19 protein-coding genes and 1 tRNA gene are annotated in these 18563 nt (G+C 59.8%); 4 read left to right on the top strand and 16 right to left on the bottom strand.

Annotated elements, in window-relative coordinates:
- Positions 1 to 20: 20 nt before the first annotated feature.
- The 15 genes from ACO07N_RS11965 to ACO07N_RS11895 all read right to left on the bottom strand — a co-directional run bounded on the left by ACO07N_RS11965 (position 21) and on the right by ACO07N_RS11895 (position 13312).
- Entirely contained in the window at positions 21 to 1166 is a 1146-nt protein-coding gene (locus ACO07N_RS11965; protein ID WP_421981230.1) for a divergent polysaccharide deacetylase family protein, read from the bottom strand.
- Positions 1167 to 1288: 122 nt separating this feature from the next.
- The gene (locus ACO07N_RS11960) at positions 1289 to 2617 is read right to left on the bottom strand and encodes a S41 family peptidase (RefSeq protein ID WP_421981229.1); all 1329 of its coding nucleotides are present in this window, start codon (positions 2615 to 2617) and stop codon (positions 1289 to 1291) included.
- Positions 2614 to 4005: a murein hydrolase activator EnvC family protein gene (locus tag ACO07N_RS11955; protein WP_421981228.1), complete on the bottom strand. Its 1392-nt coding sequence runs from the start codon at positions 4003 to 4005 to the stop codon at positions 2614 to 2616. Before ACO07N_RS11955 ends, ACO07N_RS11960 begins: the two co-directional genes overlap by 4 nt.
- A gap of 280 nt (positions 4006 to 4285) precedes the next feature.
- Positions 4286 to 4783, bottom strand: a complete 498-nt coding sequence (locus ACO07N_RS11950; RefSeq protein WP_421981227.1) for a GNAT family N-acetyltransferase — start codon at positions 4781 to 4783, stop codon at positions 4286 to 4288.
- Between the two features lie 234 nt (positions 4784 to 5017).
- The gene (rlmH, locus tag ACO07N_RS11945) at positions 5018 to 5500 is read right to left on the bottom strand and encodes a 23S rRNA (pseudouridine(1915)-N(3))-methyltransferase RlmH (protein WP_421981226.1); all 483 of its coding nucleotides are present in this window, start codon (positions 5498 to 5500) and stop codon (positions 5018 to 5020) included.
- Between the two features lie 123 nt (positions 5501 to 5623).
- On the bottom strand, positions 5624 to 6034 hold the full coding sequence (gene rsfS, locus ACO07N_RS11940; RefSeq protein WP_421981225.1) for a ribosome silencing factor: 411 nt from the start codon (positions 6032 to 6034) through the stop codon (positions 5624 to 5626).
- A gap of 206 nt (positions 6035 to 6240) precedes the next feature.
- Positions 6241 to 6873 carry a nicotinate-nucleotide adenylyltransferase gene (locus ACO07N_RS11935; RefSeq protein WP_421981224.1) on the bottom strand — a complete coding sequence of 211 codons (633 nt, stop codon included), beginning with the start codon at positions 6871 to 6873 and terminating at the stop codon, positions 6241 to 6243.
- The gene (locus tag ACO07N_RS11930) at positions 6870 to 8150 is read right to left on the bottom strand and encodes a glutamate-5-semialdehyde dehydrogenase (protein WP_421981223.1); all 1281 of its coding nucleotides are present in this window, start codon (positions 8148 to 8150) and stop codon (positions 6870 to 6872) included. Before ACO07N_RS11930 ends, ACO07N_RS11935 begins: the two co-directional genes overlap by 4 nt.
- A gap of 51 nt (positions 8151 to 8201) precedes the next feature.
- Positions 8202 to 9347 (bottom strand): glutamate 5-kinase, encoded by a 1146-nt coding sequence (proB, locus tag ACO07N_RS11925; protein ID WP_421981222.1) that lies wholly within the window; start codon positions 9345 to 9347, stop codon positions 8202 to 8204.
- Positions 9347 to 10393, bottom strand: a complete 1047-nt coding sequence (gene obgE, locus ACO07N_RS11920) for a GTPase ObgE (protein WP_421981221.1) — start codon at positions 10391 to 10393, stop codon at positions 9347 to 9349. The genes proB and obgE overlap by 1 nt, the downstream gene beginning before the upstream one ends.
- Positions 10394 to 10439: 46 nt before the next feature.
- The gene (locus tag ACO07N_RS11915) at positions 10440 to 10985 is read right to left on the bottom strand and encodes a GNAT family N-acetyltransferase (RefSeq protein WP_421981220.1); all 546 of its coding nucleotides are present in this window, start codon (positions 10983 to 10985) and stop codon (positions 10440 to 10442) included.
- A complete protein-coding gene (locus ACO07N_RS11910; protein WP_421981219.1) occupies positions 10982 to 11551 on the bottom strand; it encodes a GNAT family N-acetyltransferase in 570 nt (189 codons plus the stop codon). The genes ACO07N_RS11915 and ACO07N_RS11910 overlap by 4 nt, the downstream gene beginning before the upstream one ends.
- Positions 11548 to 12153 (bottom strand): GNAT family N-acetyltransferase, encoded by a 606-nt coding sequence (locus tag ACO07N_RS11905; RefSeq protein ID WP_421981218.1) that lies wholly within the window; start codon positions 12151 to 12153, stop codon positions 11548 to 11550. The genes ACO07N_RS11910 and ACO07N_RS11905 overlap by 4 nt, the downstream gene beginning before the upstream one ends.
- 142 nt (positions 12154 to 12295) lie before the next feature.
- Positions 12296 to 12565 (bottom strand): 50S ribosomal protein L27, encoded by a 270-nt coding sequence (gene rpmA / locus ACO07N_RS11900; RefSeq protein WP_305984616.1) that lies wholly within the window; start codon positions 12563 to 12565, stop codon positions 12296 to 12298.
- Positions 12566 to 12619: 54 nt separating this feature from the next.
- Positions 12620 to 13312, bottom strand: coding sequence for a 50S ribosomal protein L21 (locus ACO07N_RS11895; RefSeq protein WP_421981217.1), 693 nt, complete (start codon positions 13310 to 13312; stop codon positions 12620 to 12622).
- A 458-nt stretch (positions 13313 to 13770) separates the two neighbouring features.
- On the opposite strand from ACO07N_RS11895, the gene ACO07N_RS11890 reads away from it, so the two are divergent.
- Positions 13771 to 13860: transfer RNA gene (locus ACO07N_RS11890), tRNA-Ser, on the top strand.
- A gap of 407 nt (positions 13861 to 14267) precedes the next feature.
- Here the strand turns inward: ACO07N_RS11890 and ACO07N_RS11885 are convergent.
- Complete coding sequence (locus tag ACO07N_RS11885; protein WP_421981216.1) at positions 14268 to 15335, bottom strand: ABC transporter ATP-binding protein; 1068 nt, start codon at positions 15333 to 15335, stop codon at positions 14268 to 14270.
- Between the two features lie 192 nt (positions 15336 to 15527).
- On the opposite strand from ACO07N_RS11885, the gene ACO07N_RS11880 reads away from it, so the two are divergent.
- Genes ACO07N_RS11880 through ACO07N_RS11870 form a run of 3 tightly spaced genes read left to right on the top strand, consistent with a single transcriptional unit; the run spans position 15528 to position 18467 of the window.
- Complete coding sequence (locus ACO07N_RS11880) at positions 15528 to 16250, top strand: GntR family transcriptional regulator (protein ID WP_421981215.1); 723 nt, start codon at positions 15528 to 15530, stop codon at positions 16248 to 16250.
- Positions 16247 to 17221, top strand: a complete 975-nt coding sequence (locus ACO07N_RS11875) for an alpha/beta hydrolase (protein ID WP_421981214.1) — start codon at positions 16247 to 16249, stop codon at positions 17219 to 17221. Before ACO07N_RS11880 ends, ACO07N_RS11875 begins: the two co-directional genes overlap by 4 nt.
- A gap of 31 nt (positions 17222 to 17252) precedes the next feature.
- Positions 17253 to 18467 (top strand): ABC transporter substrate-binding protein, encoded by a 1215-nt coding sequence (locus tag ACO07N_RS11870; protein WP_421981213.1) that lies wholly within the window; start codon positions 17253 to 17255, stop codon positions 18465 to 18467.
- The last annotated feature ends 96 nt before the right edge of the window (positions 18468 to 18563 follow it).

The raw sequence follows: 18563 nt of genomic DNA, 5'->3' as shown, positions 1-18563 counted from the left end.
TGTCTGCCCGGGCTTCGGGCCTATCCGTCGATTGTCGCACTTACGGGCACAAGCTGGAGACCCCGTTGTTCCAGATCCCGTACCCATTTTTCAAGCTGGCGAACCGTCACGGGCAAAGCGGAGCCCGCTGCAACGGCGACGCCCCGGGACCGTGCGATGCTCTCGAGCTGGAGCAGCTTCGCGTCGATATTGTCCTCGCGCGGAACCTCGTCCAGAACCACGTCGACACCGGAATAAGGTATCCGCAACTCGCTCGCCGTTTCCGCGGACAGACTGCGCGACGACGTGCCGTTGTCCACGAACATCAGTCCCCGGGATTTCAGCTTTTCAAGCAGATACTGGATCGACGGCTTCGTCGAGGTGAAGCGCGCACCCATGTCGGGGATCGTGCCGACATAGTTGGTCGCCCGCGTCAGCAGGTATGCGAGCCTGTCGAGCATTTCCGCCGGCTGCAGGCTGACCAGAAGCGTATGCGGGCCCGGGTCATTGTCCGGAAAATCGAAGGGTTCCAGCGGCAGCTGCAAGAGCAGTTCGTGGCCCTTGGTGCGTGCCTGCTGCATCCACAGGTCAAGGTCGTCGCCGTAAGGCGCAAGGGCGAGCGTGACATCCGCCGGCAACCGGTCGATCGCGTTCTGCGTCCCCGTTTCGCTGAGCCCCATCCCGTTCAGGATCACGGCAACCTTCGGAATGGACGTGAATTCGCGGACGATCGGGCGGGAATAGGCATCCAGCGGACGGACGCCTGCATCGCTGACTTTCGGAAGGAAGCCGTAGTCGGAGCGTTCGCTGACCCGCGTGTCAGGATTGGCCGACAGGCTTTCGACAGGTGCTTCCGGTCCCTTGCCGTCCGGACGCTGCACCATGTTGTAGCGCGGTCCGAGCAGATCCTGGCCGGCGTCGGGCCTCAGGTTCGGACCGAGGTCCTCGTTCAGCCCCGGCCGGATTTCGACGACCTCGATGTCCTGGGAGGTCACGCCTTCAACCGTGGCCTCAAGCGGGATCAGCGCCACCGGCTCACCGCCCAGGGGATCGTCCACGACCGCGACCCAGATGAGAGCCGTTGTTACGAAGACGCTCAAGAGGCCGACGCCGATAAGGCCGAACGGCAGCCTGACCAGCCGCCGCTTGCCCATCCCTAGGGGAGCTGTGAGATCTTCGCTCGACATGTCGTTCTGAGCCTTTGTCCCGGCATGGCGCCGGCGAGGTTTCTTGTTTTCGGGATACGCAGAACGAGAATGGAAGGGCTGCGCGCCAACGAGCGGCGCGCAGCGGATCGTCTAAGACGCGGTCAGTTCTTGACCGCAGCGCTGTCGGACACCGGCGGGAAGGCGCTGTTCACCTGTTCGCCGCGCAGAAGATCAAGCGCAAGGTTGAGCTGGGTGTCGTCCTCCGGATCCGGCGGGACATAGGCCTGGCTGCCGGACTGCTCTTCGCCTTCCGCTTCCAGGTGTCCGCGCAAGCCGGCTTCACCACGGGTCTCCACGCGGCCGACAAGCTCTTCCGGAAGCTCCTGCAGGGCTTCGATATCAGGCACGATGCCCTTTGCCTGGATGGAGTTACCGGACGGTGTGTAGTAGCGCGCCGTCGTCAGACGGATCGCTCCGTTGGCACCGAGCGGGATGATCGTCTGTACCGAACCCTTGCCGAAGGACCGCGTGCCGAGGATCGTAGCGCGGCGGTGGTCCTGAAGAGCACCGGCTACGATTTCGGACGCGGAGGCCGAGCCGCCGTTGACGAGCACGATTACCGGCTTGCCCTCGGTCAGATCGCCGGCGCGGGCGTTATAGCGCTGGGTTTCATCGGCTTCCCTGCCACGTGTCGAAACGATTTCGCCACGGTCGAGGAACGCGTCGGACACGGCAATTGCCTGGTCCAGAAGACCACCCGGGTTGTTGCGCAGATCGATAATGTAACCCTTGACCTTGTCTTCACCGATCGCGGCCGTGGTTTCCTCGATGCCCTTCTTGAGGCCGTCGAAGGTCTGTTCGTTGAACTGCGTCACGCGAACGTAGCCGACATCTTCCTCTTCACGCCAGCGGACCGAACGGATGCGGATGATGTCGCGCGTGATGGTGATGTCCAGGGGTTCGGTGCGGCCTTCGCGGCGGATCGTCACGATGATGTCGGTGTTGACGGGGCCGCGCATCTTTTCGACAGCCTCGTTCAGGGTCAGCCCCTGAACCTGCTCACCGTCGATATAGGTGATCAGATCACCGGCGAGGACACCGGCTTTCGCAGCCGGCGTTTCGTCGATCGGGGAAACGACCTTGACCAGGCCTTCCTCCATCGTGACCTCAATGCCGAGGCCGCCGAACTCACCGCGGGTCTGCACCTGCATGTCGCGGAAGCTCTTGGGTGACATGTAGCTGGAATGCGGGTCGAGCGACGTCAGCATCCCGTTGATGGCGCTCTCGATGAGCTGTGCATCATCGGGGACTTCCACATAATCCGAACGCACACGCTCGAAAACGTCGCCGAACAGGTTCAGCTGCCGGTACGTGTCGGTTGCAGCCGCGTTTGCCGCAGCCGATACCTTGAACGGCATCTGGGACATTGTCGTAACTGCCGCAGCCCCCATCAGGGCACCCACCAGCAGCAAGGAAGCTTTCCGTATCATCCGCGAGCCTTTTCTTCTTCTGTGCGTGCCCACCAGGGAGTGGGATCGACCGCACGGCCGTCCTTCCGAAATTCAACATATAGGATCGGCTGGGTGGAACCCAAGCCGAACGTCGACGCGCTTGCCCACTGGGTAGCGCCCATAACACCAACCGGTTCCCCGGTAAGAACAAACTGCCCCAATTCCGCGTCTATCCGATTCAGGCCGGCGAGGAGCACATGGTATCCGTCACCGGTGTTCAGGATCAAGAGCTGACCGAAAGAACGGAAGGGACCTGAATAAACCACCCATCCGTCCGCCGGCGAGGTCACATTAGACCCCGGCCTTGTGGCAATAGATTGACCTTCCGTCACACCACCGAAATCATCTTCCTGTCCGAAATCCTTGAGCAGGGTCCCCGCCACCGGCTGCGGCAATCGGCCCTTAGCCTCTTCGAACGATATCTGCGGCGCAAGCCGTCCCGGATCGGCAAAGGGATCAAAATTGCGCGAGGCGTTCCGCTTGGCGTCCAGCGCTGCCTGTCGCGATTTCTCGGCCGCCTCTCGGGCGCTTTCGATTTCGACCTCCAGGTTGGCGATCAGCTCTTCCAGCGACCCGGCCTGTTCGGCAAGCTGCGCCGCGCGCTTCTTCTCCTCCTCGAGAACCTTGACCGACTTCAGATGTTCCTGCCTTTTCGCGCTCAAGAGAAGCTCAAGGCGGGACTTTTCCTCAGCCAATCGCATCGCATCGCCGCCCAGCCGGTTCTTCTCCTCCGCGATGACCGACTTCAGACGCTGCAATTCGGCAAGGTCAGCGGCAAGCGCTTCGGTTTCCACTTTCAGCTCCGGCATGACCGCGTTCAGAAGAATCGCGCTCCGGACTGCCGAAAGGGCATCGCTCGGACGTACGGCGAGCGCCGGGGGCGGCCGTTTGCCGATGCGCTGCAAGGCGGCCAGGACTTCGGCCAGAACGTCGCGGCGCGCGATCAGCGACAGGCGCACCGCATCTTCATTCTCGCCAAGGCTCATCAACCTGCGTTCGGTGTCGGTCAACTCCTTCTCGAGCACCTTGATCGTGTCGGAGGTGCTTATGATCTTCGCGTTCAGCGTTTCCCGGTCACGGTCCAGTGCGCGGATCTCGCGGGCGATCGCAGCCTGCCGATCGGAGGACACCTCGATATCGCGCGACAGCGCGGCCAGTTCCTCCTCGCGCTCCTTCTTGCGCTCCAGGAACGCATCGATTTCAGAGACCTCGGCGCTTTCGGCCTGCCCCTCTTCATCGAGACTTTCACTTGCTTGCAAAGGTGCGGGGGCGAGCATGAGGCAAAGCAGGAGCCCGCTCAAAAACGAGCCCGATGTCCGCCAGTTCCGAAATCCAGGACGCACAGCCTTGATGCGATCCGGTCTCAATTCTCGTCAGCTCCCAAAGGTTACCCTTCCCGCGATACACTGACTGCGTTAACGAACCGTTTACTGAGGTAACCAGCGTCTTAATCCGGTAACCGTCACGGTTCTTAGACTGCCTGTGTCTGTTCCACCTTTTTCTTCTCTTATCCGTTACGTTCGGAATACGGCGAGATACGGGCAAAAACGTGTTTTCAGATCACTTCAGGCATTAACAAAAGTTAACGATCTTGTTTCTTGCAACAGGCGGATGGGCCAACAAGCGCCCTGATCAGCGACCACGCGCCTAGAAATGCCTGTAAACGAGGTCTTCGGGGTTTGGCCGTTCGGCTTCAGCATCCAGCACGCCCCCAAGCCGCTCCGCAAGCTGCCGGGACCGCAGATTGTCCTCATCCACATAGCTGACGAGGCCCGGCAGCCTGCGCTCGCTCCGTGCCCAGTCCAGAAACCCCTGCGCCGCTTCGAATGCAATGCCCTTGCCTTCCGCACCGGGGTAGACAAACCAGCCCAGTTCGTGTTCCGGGAACAGGGGACCGTGATTGATACCGACCTGACCGAGGCACGTTCCCGATGCGCCGTCGTCGATCATCAGGCCTCCGTTGCCCATCAGCGGCCATTGGGCCATATCGTGACAAAACAGGGCCCAGGACATCTTCTTGTCGAACGGGCCGCCCATGCCGGCGGACCTGCCGCTCTGCATGAAGGCGAAATACGCGGGCCAGTCGTCCATCGTCATCGGCCTCAGGATCAGGCGTTCGGTGCGAAGGGTCGGAATATCTACCATGTCGGTGTCCAGGTAAGCAGCGCGGTTTTGCAGGGAAATTAGGTGATGGCCTCATAAATGAGACTGAAATGGCATGCGAAATGGCTTCACCCCGTGGCGTCAGCGTGCTTGACCGGATTGCGCCTCCCCGGCGTCGCGAAAAGCTTGAAAATGAACCACATTTCCTGCGCTTCCGCTCCTTGAGGAGAAGCAATCCGCCTCAAACCATTTCGGCCTCATTTATGGGTCCATCACCTAGACCCGGTGGTAAGGGTGGCCGGACTGAATGGTCATGGCGCGATAGATCTGTTCGGCCAGAAGGATCCGCGCAATCTGGTGCGGCCACGTCATGGCACCGAGCGCGAGCTTGAGGTCTGCCCGGGCGATGAGTGCCTGCCCGTGACCGTCGGCGCCTCCGATCGCAAACATGACGTCGGAAATGCCCTGATCCTTCCAGCTTTCCAGTTTACGGCTGAAATCTGCGCTGGTCAGGTTCTTGCCGTTCTCGTCAAGCGCCACGATCCTTGCCGATCCCGCGACAGTCCCCAGAAGGGCCTGCGCTTCTTCCGCCTTGCGGTCTTCCGGGCGCTGCGCCCTGCTTTCGGCCAGTTCGACAACGCGGACATCCGAGATACCGAGCCCGCGGCCGGTCTTGCGCGCGCGATTGAGATAACGGTCGAGCAAGTCCTTTTCCGCACCCGCTTTCATCTTGCCGACGCAGGTGAGTGTGAAGCGCATGAGATCCCTGCCGGAGGAAATCCGGTCTTCAAATTCGCGGCAACCCGGCCTGCTCCCGCGGGAGCACACCGGCTCATCCAACTTTCAGACCCCCAGGCCTGAAAGCTGGAAACATCAGCGCGTTCAGCCGATATATTGCGGCGCTTCGTCCGTGTCCGGTGCCCACATCTTTTCGAGATTGTAGAACCCGCGAACTTCGGGACGGAAAATATGTACAATCACATCGCCCGCATCGATCAGCACCCAGTCACAGGTGCTCAGACCTTCCACCGTTGCGGATTTGACCCCGGCGGATTTCAGGTTCTTGAGCAGATGATCGGCGATCGCGCCGACATGACGATGCGACCGGCCGGACACAATCACCATGTGATCTGCCAGAGAACTCTTACCAGCGATGTCGAGAGTTATCAGGTCCTCAGCTTTGGAATCGTCAAGACTGCTAAGAACCGTATCGAGGAGACCTGCCGCAAGATCAGCGCTTACGGAAGCCTGCAGAGGAGAGGACAATTCTGTCCGCCCACTTTCAAAGGTCATGGTCAGGTGTAGTGCCTTTCGCCGTTTGTGCCGTCCCGAAACCAACGTCGTCACGAACCAGATCGTTCGGTTTCACGTCACCCGTTTTGGATGCAGGACCGGTTGACCGTACCTCGGCCGCGCTCGCCGCGACCGTCCCTATAATACCGCTTCCCGTTTGGCATTTTCAAGACAGGGGTTTTTTCTCGGTAAAAATGACAATTCTGCTATTCAGGCAGATTTCTCAGACCGGTTGATGATGTCCGGTCAAGCGGTGCGTGCAGGAAGGTCCAGACCGGGGGTTCCAGATCAGGAAGCCGCGCTGCCACTTCTTCCGGAAGTCTATATTTTTCAAATACTTTCGCCATTGGAGACGACAGTACCGAAAGGGACGCACCCGGCCGGTCGACAATCGCGATGGGCACAGAACCGACGATCTGCCGCCAATCCTGCCAGCGATGGAAACTGCCAAGATTGTCAGCACCCATGACCCAAACGAATCGGACAGAAGGACGCATGGCGCACAGCGCGCCGATCGTTCTGGCAGTGTAGGGCGTCCCGAGCACGGTCTCGTATGCCGTCACTTTCATGCGCGGGTGGTCGGCAAGCGCAGCCGTGAGGTCAAGCCGCGTTGCAAGCGGCGCCAGGTTGGCGTGATCCTTGAGCGGATTGCCGGGCGTCACGAACCACCAGATCTGATCCAGGCCAAGCCGCTTGAGAACAGTACTCGCGACAAGGCGGTGGCCGGAATGCGGCGGATTGAAAGACCCGCCGAACAGACCGATGCGGTTTCCCGGTTCAACATGCGGAAGCCTGAGCCAGTCCTGGTGCAGACCGGCCCTGATGTTCGATGGGTTCATGGACGCGTCTGACCCGACCCGTGAACCTTGTACTTGAAGCTGGTGAGTTGCTCGACGCCGACCGGTCCGCGTGCATGCATGCGGCCGGTCGCAATGCCGATCTCCGCGCCCATGCCGAATTCGCCGCCATCGGCGAACTGGGTGGATGCATTGTGCAGGACAATGGCCGAATCCACTTCCGCCTGGAAGCGGTCAGCGGCCGCCTGGTTCTCGGTCAGGATGCAATCGGTATGGTTGGAGCCGTAGGTCGCAATGTGCTCCATCGCGGCTTCAAGGCCGGGCACGATCCTGACGGCCAGTACCTTGTCGAGATACTCGGTCGACCAGTCTTCCTCGCTTGCGGCCAGCACGTCGCCGCAGATCTCGCGCACCCTGTCGCATCCCCTGATTTCGCAGCCCTTTTCCTGCAAGGCCGCAACAACGGCCGGCAGATGCGCGCGTGCAATATCCTCGTGAACCAGGAGGGTTTCGAGCGCACCGCAAATTCCCGTGCGGCGCAGCTTGGAATTCACGATGATATCGACGGATTTCGCAATGTCCGCGTCCTTGTCGAGGAAGATGTGAACGAGCCCTTCCAGATGGGCAAAGACCGGCACACGGGCTTCGGTCTGGACCCGCCCGACGAGGCTGCGGCCACCGCGCGGCACAATCACGTCCAGGTTTCCTGCAAGTCCCTTGAGCATTTCACCGACCGCGGCCCTGTCGGTGACGGGCACGATCTGAATGGCGTCTTCGGGCAATCCGGCGGCCCTGAGGCCAACCTGCAGCGCCGCGTGGATTGCCTTGTTGGAATGGATCGTGTCGGAACCGCCACGCAGAACGACGGCGTTCCCGGCCTTCAGGCACAAGGCGCCGGCATCCGCCGTCACATTGGGGCGGCTTTCATAGATCACGCCGATCACGCCGAGAGGTGTACGGACGCGCTCGATCCTGAGACCGTTCGGCCGGTCCCACGCGGCGATCACGCCACCGACCGGATCGTCAAGCGCCACGATATCCTCAAGCGCCCGGGCAATCGCCTCGATGCGCTCCCCGGTCAGGGTGCCCCGATCCAGGAACGCAGCCGTCTGGCCGTTCGCCTTCATTGCCTCGACGTCCAGCTTGTTGCCGGCGAGGATGTCCGGCGTCGCGGCGCGCACGGCCTTCGCCATCTCGCTCAAGGCCCTGTTCTTCACCTCTGCTGGTGCAGTTGCAAGAACCCGTCCGGCAGCACGGGCCCTTTGCCCGATCTCTGCCATCAGATCTTCGGTCGTCCTTGCCTCAACCACGTCCAGCATTTCCTTCACTCCTCACAGGCAGGTTCCAGCACCCGCACATTCGCTCGTTTTTTAACGCGTTCCGTTCAAAAACGCATCCTCAAGTACGAGATCGTCCCGGTGCACCATCTCGGCACGGCCCGGATATCCGACGATCGCCTCGATTTCCCGGCTGTTGCGGCCGGCGATCAGGCGGGCCTCAACAATGTCATAGGCGATGAGACCGCGCCCGATCGTGCGTCCATCCGGGCTCAGGAGCGTCACGGCATCGCCACGCGAAAAGCTTCCCGAGACCGAGACGACGCCTGCCGGAAGCAGGCTCTTGCCCGCCTTCATGGCCCTCAACGCGCCTTCGTCGAGCGTAATCTGTCCGCGCGGCTCCAGGTGACCGCCGATCCAGGCCTTGCGCGCGCTGGCCGGTGTTGCGGCTGCCGGAAACCACGTCGCCCGTCCGCCGTCACCAAGCCGCGCCAGCGGGTTCAGTTCCTTGCCGGAGGTGATGACCATCGATGTTCCGGCCGCTGTCGCAATCTTGCCCGCATCGATCTTCGTTTTCATGCCACCACGCGAAAGCTCCGATCCGGCGCTGCCGGCCATCGCCTCGATCTCGGCGGTGATGCGCGGCACCTCGGGAAGGAAAACCGCATCCGGGTCTTCTAAAGGCGGCGCGGTGTAGAGACCGTCAATGTCGGACAGCAGGACAAGGCAGTCCGCACTCGCCATTGTCGCCACACGCGCCGCCAGGCGGTCATTGTCGCCATAGCGGATTTCGGAGGTCGCAACGGAATCGTTCTCGTTGATGATCGGCACCGCCCCCATCTTCAACAGCGTGCCGATTGTCGCGCGTGCATTGAGGTATCGCCGCCGTTCTTCCGTGTCGCCCAGCGTCAGCAGGATCTGGCCCGCCTTCTTTCCATGCGTTTCAAGCGCGCCTGCATAGGCCTGTGCCAGCGCAATCTGGCCCGCAGCGGCCGCCGCCTGGCTTTCTTCCAGCTTGAGAGGCCCCTTCGGCAATCCGAGTTCACCGCGCCCCAGCGCAATCGACCCTGAGGACACGATCAGCACTTCAGCGCCAGAACCCATCAGGCGCACGATGTCGGAGACCAGCGCTTCCAGCCAGTCGCGCTTCAACTCGCCGTTTTCAACCAGCAGGGCAGAGCCGATCTTGACGACGATCCTTTTGAAGGCCGCAAGACTGCGATGTGCTTTCGCCGACATCAGGGGTGCCACCCCTCCTGCTCGGGCGCCGGCACCTGGTTGGCCGCGTCTTCCTTGTCCTTGTCGATGCCGCGCACGATCATGCGCAGCGCGCGGTCGACATTGAGCCCGCTCGCCGAGGACAGGATCAGCGGTTTCTGGCCGCAGGCCGCCTCGAGGCTTGCCGACTGTTCGGCGATCAGGTCATCGGTGAGCGCATCGCATTTCGAAAGCGCGACGATTTCCGGCTTGTCGGTGAGGCCGCCTCCATAGGCTTCCAGTTCGCCGCGGACCACCCTGTAGGCCTCGCCCGGATCTTCCTCGCCTGACCCGTCGACCAGATGCAGGAGAACCCGTGTGCGTTCGACATGGCCAAGGAAACGGTCGCCGAGACCGGTGCCCTCGTGCGCGCCTTCGATCAGCCCGGGGATATCCGCCATCGCGAAGCTGTTGCCGTCGATCTGGACGATGCCGAGATTGGGGTGGAGTGTCGTGAAGGGATAGTCGGCGATTTTCGGCTTGGCGGCCGAAACCGTCGCCAGGAAGGTCGACTTGCCGGCGTTCGGCAGGCCGACGAGGCCGGCGTCGGCGATCAGCTTCAGGCGGAGCCAGATCCACTTTTCCTCACCCTCAAGGCCCGGATTGGCCCGGCGCGGCGCCTGGTTGACCGAGGATTTGAAGTGGGCGTTGCCGAAGCCGCCGTTGCCGCCTTTCATGAGAACGACGCGCTGCCCGAGTTCGGTCAGGTCGGCAATCAGCGTTTCGTTGTCTTCTTCCAGGATCTGGGTGCCGACCGGAACCTTCAGGACGACATCCTTGCCGTGCGCGCCGGTCCGGTTGCGGCCCATGCCGTGAATGCCGGTCTCGGCCTTGAAATGCTGCTTGTAGCGATAGTCGATCAGCGTATTGAGACCGTCGACGCATTCAACGATGACATCGCCGCCCTTGCCGCCGTCGCCGCCGTCGGGACCGCCATATTCGATGTATTTTTCGCGCCGGAACGACACGCAGCCTGCGCCGCCATTGCCCGAGCGGACATACACCTTGGCCTGATCTAGGAATTTCATTTTTCTTCTCTTTTTCGTCCAGCTGTCAGGCCATGACCGGGAAAGGTCAAAGTCCGCGCATGAAATCCGTTCGTGTCAGTTCGCTTCTTATGGCGGGCAAGGTCTCGCCACGCGACACGCTTACGCAACCGACTTCACCGACCGGCCGGAAACCGGCCTTTTCCATCACCTTGATCGAGGCCGGGTTCTCCGTCATCGCTTCGCAGGCCAGAAGCTCATGCGCCGTGTTGTCGAACATCCAGGCAACTGCGGCCGTCAAGGCCTCGCTCATGAACCCCTTGCCCCAATAAGGCCGCCCCAGCCAATAGCCGATCTCCGGGGTCTCCTGCAACTTTTTGAAGCCGAGGCCGCCGATCATTTCGCCTTGATGGTCAACGTGGAAACCGAGTTCGTCCGCCGTTTCGACAGTCTCCCAGCGCGCAGCCGATCTTTCCAGATACCGCCGCCCCTGTTCGAGGTCATACGGATAGCGCACGCGCGACAGCATCTTGGCGACCTCATAGTCGCCAAGCAGTTCGGCACACCGGTCGAGATCGTCCGGCGCCGGCGGCCGAAGTGTCAACCGGCCGGTCCGGATCGAAGGCGTGGTCATGCCGCGGCCTTCCGGGCCTCGAAATCGGACCGCGCCAGCCGGACGACAACATTGGACACCTTGCGGTCAAGCGCCCGGGAGAAGCGCTCGGTCATGCTGTAGGGCTTGAAACCGAATTTGCGCAGCAGTCCCCGGGAGCGGAAGTTTTCCTCGTAGGCACGCGCTGCAATCGCGTCGGTCCCATAAGCCGCGAAGGCCCATTCGATGACCGCTTCAACCGCTTCGCTGGCATAGCCGTGGCCCTGGAACGGCCGGCCGATCCAGTAGCCGAGCGTCGGATGATCGGCGAGATTGTCAAGATCGCCGGGCGCTTCGACGGCGGCGATCCCGATGAAGACGCCGCCCAGCGTGATCGCGAACACCGCTTCGGTTTCCAGCGGATCCTTGCCGACGACCGTTTTCAGGAACGCTTCGGCCGAGCCTTCCTCGTAGGGCCAGGCGAAGGAGGTCATCCAGCGGGCGACCTCGAAATCCTTGCCGCCCAGTTCGATCATCGCCTCGGCATCCGCCATCGCGATCGGCCGCAAGATCAATCGTCGTGTTCTTAGGTCCTGCAATCCGGTCATTGTCCCTGCCCCCATCCTTTCAAAGACTTCCAAACGGTTCTGTCCAAAACATATCTTTCGATCGGCACGGACCCGCCCGCACCGATGGACCGGATCATCGCCTGATCCCGGTACTGGAACCCGGATTTCACCAGCACCCGGCGCGAGGCGGGATTGGTGACCCGGCAAGAGCCCTGAAGCTCGTCCATGTCATGGTGGGTAAAGGCGTGGTCTACCAGCGCATGCACCGCTTCGGTCGCATAGCCCCGTCCCCAGAAAGGTTCGCCCAGCCAGTAGCCCACATGCACGGTCCCGTCCTCTTCCAGCGCCGCGTATTTCGCAACGCCGATCAGGCGGCCGGTGCTTTTCAGCCTTATGGCAAAAAGGCCGGTGTTCTTCCTCACCTGTGCCGCCCGTGCAATCAGCGCGCGGCCGTTTTCCAGCGTGAAGGGGTGTGGCATCATGGCGAGGTTCGCCGCCACGGTCTTGTTGTTGGCCAAAAACACGAGATCGGCCAGATCGTCCTTGCGCGGCACGTCGAGCCGCACATGAACCGCTTCCTGCGGCAACGGGGCCGCGACCAGACTGCTCTCGTCTAACAATCCATCACTTTCAACAACCATCATTTCCTCCAGCACAAACAAATCAAGGGAGAGATGGCGTCCCATCTCCCCCTTGGATCTTCGACTGGTCTACTGGTTGCTGACCTGTCTCGAATTGCCGGGGTCTTAAGGGACGCCGGCGTTTCGAAACTTCACGTCGGCTTTACTCCGCAGCTTCCGCCACCGGGACCACATTGATAAGTGTTCGTTTGTTGGCTGCCGCCTTAAACTGAACCTTGCCTTCCACGGTCGCGAAAATGGTGTGATCCTTGCCCATGCCCACGCCGGTGCCCGGGTGCCACGTCGTGCCACGCTGACGAGCAATGATGTTGCCGGGAATCACCGATTCCCCGCCGTATTTCTTGATGCCGAGACGGCGGCCAGCTGAGTCGCGGCCGTTGCGGGACGAACCGCCTGCCTTCTTATGTGCCATCGTTAGAACTCCTCGTTCTTCGAATTCTTAAATCAACAGTCCTGAAACGGCGGCTTACTCGCCTGCCAGTTCCTTGGCCTGTTCAACCCAGTTGTCGCGTTCGATACGGCCCTTGAAATTCAGGACCTCATCAACGCGGGCGATGTCGTCCGCAGAGAAGTTGACGATCTGCTCGTAGGTGGTGATGCCCAGAGCGTTCAGCTTCTTCTCAAGGACCGGGCCGACGCCGGAGATCTTCTTCAGATCGTCCTTGCCGTCCGGTGCGGTGAAGAGCGGCTCGACAGCTGCGTCTTCCTTCTTGGTTTCCTTTGCCGCGGCAGCCTTCGGAGCTTCCTCGGTTTTCGGAGCCGCTTCAGCAGCAGGTGCCGCTTCGGCTTCCGGCTCGGCCTTCGGCGCTGCCTTTTTCGGCGCAGCCTTCTTGGCCGGTTTTGCGCCGCCGGTCAGAATGTCGGTCACCTTGACGAGGGTGAAAGACTGACGGTGCCCGTTGCGGCGGCGGGAATTCTGACGCCGGCGCTTCTTGAATACGATGATCTTGCGGCCACGGCCCTGATCGACCACTTCCGCTACAACGCTGGCACCTTCCACGGTCGGAGCGCCAACAGTCGTGTCCGTGCCGTTGCCAACCATGAGCACTTCGTCAAACGTGACGGTGCTGCCGGCTTCGGCGTCGAGTTTTTCGACCTTCAGGAGGTCGTCTGCGGCAACAGTATACTGTTTGCCACCGGTTTTGATTACTGCGAACATGTCGCGCACGTCCTTCTTTTCGTTTTTGACACCGGCACGGCCTTGTGGCTCATGAAGCACCGGTTGCGTTCAGGTCGAACTCAGGCGCCTGCCCCAGCGGATTGCCATCCGTCGGGCAGATCTTTGTGTCGGGTTGCGTGAAGCGAGAAGCCCGGCAGGCCTTGATTGACAAAGAAAACCCGCAAAAGCTGAACCTTTTCGAGCTCGCGCAATATAACTCTCCGGCGCGCGGAGTCAAACGGAAATATGCATCAAGTGCCACGCCGCCCGCCCCTACCGCGGCCCCACCGAAGCAATTGCCCCGCCTGCGTCAACGGGCCCGGTCCGGCGGGGTGGAATTCGCCCGGGACACCGCACGCCGGACAAGCCTGTTCAAAGAATGCAAATCGGGTCTTGCGGATAAAAAAGAGCTTGTCTATGTTCCGCGCCACTTGAGACCCGTTTGTCGCAAGTACCGCGGAGAGGTGCCGGAGTGGTTGAACGGGGCGGTCTCGAAAACCGTTGAGCGCGCAAGCGTTCCGGGGGTTCGAATCCCCCTCTCTCCGCCATGAATTCTTATATTATGTTGATAGACATAAAGAAATCAGATTGCGTGATTTCCAGCCCATCATTTGGCCCATCATCCGGGGTCGGTTACCACATTTCGCCGCAAATTGAGTGAACCAATTGCTCGCGGTTGCATTCGGTCTCGACCTCGGCCAGCGTCTCGGCGTGAGAGGTGAGTCGATCTTTTCCCGCCCCGCGCAATTCCGACTTAGAGCGCGGGACGTGCTTGCTTTCCCTAATCACCCGCATTGCGGGGCAGTTTGGAGGCTTGCATCGTCATGCACGATCAACGCGATCTCTTTAGCAGCGAACCGGCAGACCAACCTCGTGATGCCGACGCATCCCGTCAGGTGCGCGAAACCCCTGACGGGGAACAGTTCCAATGAAAATACGGCCTCTAGAATTGGCACTATATCCGTGCTCCCGTTGAGCGATCAAACAAATGAATGTCGTTCTGGCTGACTTTCAGGTTTAGTCGAGTGCCCGGTCGCAGGGCGGGATCTGGTGACATCCGGACGGTCATTTCCTGATCACCAACCATGCAGATGGCCATTGTATCGGACCCCAAAGGTTCCAGAACATCAATCACGGACCGGAACATGGCTTCGCCAGCGGGGCAGGGGGTCAGATGTTCCGGCCGGACACCTAGAAGAAGATCGCTCTCCTCAGGCAGTTGCTTGGCTTCAATTGGAACGCTGACATCCGTCGCCTCAACTGCCGTAGCCGCGTAGTCTGGTGCCGACGTCACATTCAGAATATTCATCTTGGGAGAGCCGATAAACTCGCCCACGAAACGGGTCATGGGGTTTTGGTAGACGTCAACAGGTGCGCCCTGTTGAACAATTTCTCCCTCCTTGAGAAGCACAACCCGGTCTGCGAGTGTCATGGCTTCTACCTGGTCGTGGGTGACATAGATGGTGGTCGTCTTCAGCAATTGATGCAGCCGCTTGATTTGCGTTCGCATGTCGACCCTCAATTTTGCATCAAGATTGGACAATGGCTCGTCAAACAGGAAAACTTGGGGCCTGCGGACAATGGCCCTACCCATTGCGACCCGTTGGCGTTGACCGCCTGACAACTGGCCTGGTTTTCGTTCCAGTAGCTGGGTGATTTGTAGGATGTCAGCTGCTTCCTCAACACGCCTCAACCGTTCCTCAGGTGTCATCCCGCGCATTCGCAGTCCGAACCCTATGTTGTCGGCAACCGACATGTGCGGATAGAGCGCATAATCTTGGAAGACCATCGCAATGTCCCGGTCCCGCGGCTCCAGGTCGTTCACAACCGTTTCGCCAATTCTTAGGGTTCCATCGGTGATTTCTTCCAGTCCTGCAATCATCCGGAGCAAGGTGCTTTTGCCGCATCCTGACGGCCCTACAAATGCCACGAACTCGCCATCACGAACTTCGAGGTCGACCCCTTTGACGGCCGGCACCGCCCCGTAGTTCTTTACAATCTGCTGAAGTTGCAAGCTCGCCAATATACCCTCCCCGGTCCAAGTCTATTTAAGTGCCCAAATCAGAGACTTGTGCCTATCCAAGCAAATCCAAGCCGCAAACAGTTGGTCAATCAGGTTCAAAAAGATACTGGCCGATCAAAACGCTTGCGCCTGATATCTATTATCGCTACATTATCGATAACGTTATCGATACACAAGTAACAACAGACAGATATGGCTGCGGAAAGTTTTGATAATTCGGAGAACGGCGGGTCCGGCAGAGGCCGCACGCCAGCCAGGCGCGCGGCAAAACGCAGCCATTTGATATTTGAAGATCTTCAAAGAGATATCATGCTGGGCGACCTTGCTCCGAGGCAGGTGATCCTGGAGCTCGACCTGGCCGACCGTTTCGAGTGCAGCCAGAGCACAATCCGGGAAGCCTTAATGTTTCTTGACACGGACGGCCTTGTTGAAAGGCTGCCTCATCGTGGAACGTTTGTTGCCGATTGCCGGGCGGACGACGCCCGGGAGATGATCCTGATCCGGCGGGATATTGAATGCCGCGGTGTGGCAAGGGTTCTTGAGCGCTACGGCCCTTATTTGCAAAAGAAACTTGAAACCGGTCTGAACAATATGCGCGAGGCGGCCAGAGAGGGTGATGAATACCTGCTGTCTCTTCATGACCGAAGTTTTCACCTTAATCTTTATGAGGCGGCAGACTTGCCGAGCACGCGCCCCATTCTGCGTCGATGCCTGATTCACAACCATCGCTACAAGATCCTAAATGCGGGGTCGAGCCGGGGCCTCATGGAAACCGCAGATCGGCATGTGGCCATTCTTGATACGCTGGCTTCTGGCGATGAAGTGGCTGCGTCCGAAGCCTTGTCGCGGCACATCACAACGATTGTTGAACTTGGGCCTGACATTCTGGCCGGTCCGAGAGATGGTGTGCGATGACAGTGCTGCCAGCCACCAAAGAAGACTTGACCCTCACTCCGGTCATGAAGCGTATTCTTGAGCGACTTGCCGAAGAAGATGCAGGAATTGGCGATCCGACACTGCTTCCTCCGCAAGAGGCAAGGGAACTGGCCGAGCAGACCAACGAGCGCTGGAACCAGAAATTGCCAGAAGTCGAAAAGGTGACCTCCTTTTCCATTCCTTCAAAGGCTGGCGCATCTATACCGTGTTTCCTCTTCAGTCCGGAAAATGCGCAGGGCCTGATTGTTTTCATTCATGGCGGCGGCTGGGCGCTTTGCAGCTCGGCAACTCATGAGCGCGCGGCCCGGCTTCTGGCTTTGGAGGCCCGGGCACACGTCCTCGCGTTTGATTACCGACTTGCCCCGGAGGCTGCCTATCCGAGTGCTCTTGAAGATTGCCAGGCAGTCTGGGAGGCCGTTGTCGCCGGTGTTCCCGAACTTTCAAATTGTGATGGGCCGGCCGCTGTGGCCGGCGACAGCGCAGGGGCCAATCTTGCGCTGGCACTGATGCTTTCCCTGCAAGGCGGCGCAGTGCCGCAACCCGATTGCGGATTACTGTTCTACGGCGTTTATGGAGCCGATTTTGAGACAGCCTCCTATCTCGGGCAAAGAGACGGGCCGGGTCTGACACGGGACAAAATGATGCGGTATTGGGATTGGTATGTGCCAGATCCCGTCGACCGGAAGTCCTGTATGGTGGCCCCCCTTGAGGCCTCTGATCTACAGCTAAAGTCTTTGCCGCCGCTCTTTTTGACCGCAGCAGCAATTGATCCTCTTCGCTCGGATACGGAAATCATGGTTCGCCGCCTCAGCAGCCTTGGCCGGACCGACAGGTACATACTGTATCCGGGCGTCGTGCATGGCTTCATGCAAATGAGCCTTGAATTGCCCGAAGCCTGTTTGGCTGCCGCGGACGCCGGGAGGGCGTTCCGCGAACTCACAAGGCCCTAAACAACGAAATTGGAAATAAGTGGAGGAGAGAATGTCAAAACTTGTATCGACCACACTGGCCTTGGGCCTGCTCGCGGGCACAGCCACAGCACACGCAGAAGATACCGTACGTTTCTGGTATCACTTCGACAATGCAGACAATCCGATGTCTGAACTCGTTGCAAAATTCGAGGCGGAAAATCCCGGTATCAAGGTCGAAGCGGAAAATGTCCCGTGGAACAGCTATTACGACAATCTTTATACCGCGATCGTTGCAGGCAATGCGCCGGACGCCGCAATGGTAAAGATGTTTGCTCAGCCGCGTCTGGTTGAAATGGGAGCCCTTGAACCGATCGGCAGTCAGATCGATGCGTGGGACGGCAAGGCTGATCTCCAGGAAAATCTGCTGGAACTGACCAAGGCGTCTGATGGCAATAATTACTATCTGCCGGTCCAATATGTGGTCCTTTATCTATATTACCGTGCAGATATGCTGCAGGAGCTCGGTCTTGAGCCTCCGAAAACATGCGACGAGTTCCGAACCGCTGCCATCAAATTGACGCGGGATACAAATGGGGACGGTCAGCCGGATGTCTATGGCTTCGGCTTCCGCGGCGGCAAAGGCGGGCATGATCACTGGGGCAGCTTCGTCCTTTCCCGCGGTGCCAATTTCGAAGCCGGAAGTCTAACAAGCGAAGCTGGTGTTGCTGGCACCCAATGGGTTGTAGATCTGTTCCAGAAAGACAAGGTGTTTCCGCCGTCAGCCCCAAATGATGGCTTTAAGGAAGTAACAGGCGCTTTCAAGGCGGGTAAAACCGCGATGACGATCCATCACATTGGATCTTCAAACGGTATGGTCGAAGCATTGGGTGACAAAGTCTCCGCGACGCCGGTGCCAGAATGCGGTGGTGGTTACTGGACGGCTTTCGGTGATGAATCGACAGCAGTCTTTTCCACTGCTGAAAACAAGGACGCCGCCTGGAAGTGGATATCCTTTCTGTCCAGCGCCGGAAACAACATGGAATTCAACAAGGCGACTGGTCAGCTGCCCGTTACCAAAACGGATTCTGCGAATTGGACCCTTCATGAAAAGCGCTTTGTAGACGCCACCGTTCAGTCTCTTCCCTTTGCACGTTTGCTCCCGAACAAGCCGGAGACGTCTGACTTTGTGAACACTGTCTGGCCGGTGAACATGCAAAGGGCCCTGACCGGGGAAATCTCCGCAGAACAGATGAACGCGGAAATTAACAAGCTCTACAACCCTTGAGCCTGACCCCTAGGGGGGGGGGGGCGCAACCCTGCAGCCCCCCTTCCCGTTAGACCGATCCATTTACACAGCAACACTGCGGTGCCGAGAGCCGCA

The organism is Roseibium sp., assembly GCF_965229775.1.
Classification (GTDB): Bacteria; Pseudomonadota; Alphaproteobacteria; order Rhizobiales; family Stappiaceae; genus Roseibium.
The sequence above is the reverse complement of the archived record's forward strand: the minus strand, read 5'-3'. Positions and strand labels throughout refer to the sequence as shown.

What these genes read in the sequence shown, in the direction of transcription:
- ACO07N_RS11965 (WP_421981230.1), bottom strand. Translation starts at nt 1,166, where the DNA reads ATGTCGAGCGAAGATCTCACAGCTCCCCTAGGGATGGGCAAGCGGCGG.
- ACO07N_RS11960 (WP_421981229.1), bottom strand. Translation starts at nt 2,617, where the DNA reads ATGATACGGAAAGCTTCCTTGCTGCTGGTGGGTGCCCTGATGGGGGCT.
- ACO07N_RS11950 (WP_421981227.1), bottom strand. Translation starts at nt 4,783, where the DNA reads ATGGTAGATATTCCGACCCTTCGCACCGAACGCCTGATCCTGAGGCCG.
- rlmH (WP_421981226.1), bottom strand. Translation starts at nt 5,500, where the DNA reads ATGCGCTTCACACTCACCTGCGTCGGCAAGATGAAAGCGGGTGCGGAA.
- rsfS (WP_421981225.1), bottom strand. Translation starts at nt 6,034, where the DNA reads ATGACCTTTGAAAGTGGGCGGACAGAATTGTCCTCTCCTCTGCAGGCT.
- ACO07N_RS11935 (WP_421981224.1), bottom strand. Translation starts at nt 6,873, where the DNA reads ATGAACCCATCGAACATCAGGGCCGGTCTGCACCAGGACTGGCTCAGG.
- ACO07N_RS11930 (WP_421981223.1), bottom strand. Translation starts at nt 8,150, where the DNA reads ATGCTGGACGTGGTTGAGGCAAGGACGACCGAAGATCTGATGGCAGAG.
- proB (WP_421981222.1), bottom strand. Translation starts at nt 9,347, where the DNA reads ATGTCGGCGAAAGCACATCGCAGTCTTGCGGCCTTCAAAAGGATCGTC.
- obgE (WP_421981221.1), bottom strand. Translation starts at nt 10,393, where the DNA reads ATGAAATTCCTAGATCAGGCCAAGGTGTATGTCCGCTCGGGCAATGGC.
- ACO07N_RS11915 (WP_421981220.1), bottom strand. Translation starts at nt 10,985, where the DNA reads ATGACCACGCCTTCGATCCGGACCGGCCGGTTGACACTTCGGCCGCCG.
- ACO07N_RS11910 (WP_421981219.1), bottom strand. Translation starts at nt 11,551, where the DNA reads ATGACCGGATTGCAGGACCTAAGAACACGACGATTGATCTTGCGGCCG.
- ACO07N_RS11905 (WP_421981218.1), bottom strand. Translation starts at nt 12,153, where the DNA reads ATGGTTGTTGAAAGTGATGGATTGTTAGACGAGAGCAGTCTGGTCGCG.
- rpmA (WP_305984616.1), bottom strand. Translation starts at nt 12,565, where the DNA reads ATGGCACATAAGAAGGCAGGCGGTTCGTCCCGCAACGGCCGCGACTCA.
- ACO07N_RS11895 (WP_421981217.1), bottom strand. Translation starts at nt 13,312, where the DNA reads ATGTTCGCAGTAATCAAAACCGGTGGCAAACAGTATACTGTTGCCGCA.
- ACO07N_RS11880 (WP_421981215.1), top strand. Translation starts at nt 15,528, where the DNA reads ATGGCTGCGGAAAGTTTTGATAATTCGGAGAACGGCGGGTCCGGCAGA.
- ACO07N_RS11875 (WP_421981214.1), top strand. Translation starts at nt 16,247, where the DNA reads ATGACAGTGCTGCCAGCCACCAAAGAAGACTTGACCCTCACTCCGGTC.
- ACO07N_RS11870 (WP_421981213.1), top strand. Translation starts at nt 17,253, where the DNA reads ATGTCAAAACTTGTATCGACCACACTGGCCTTGGGCCTGCTCGCGGGC.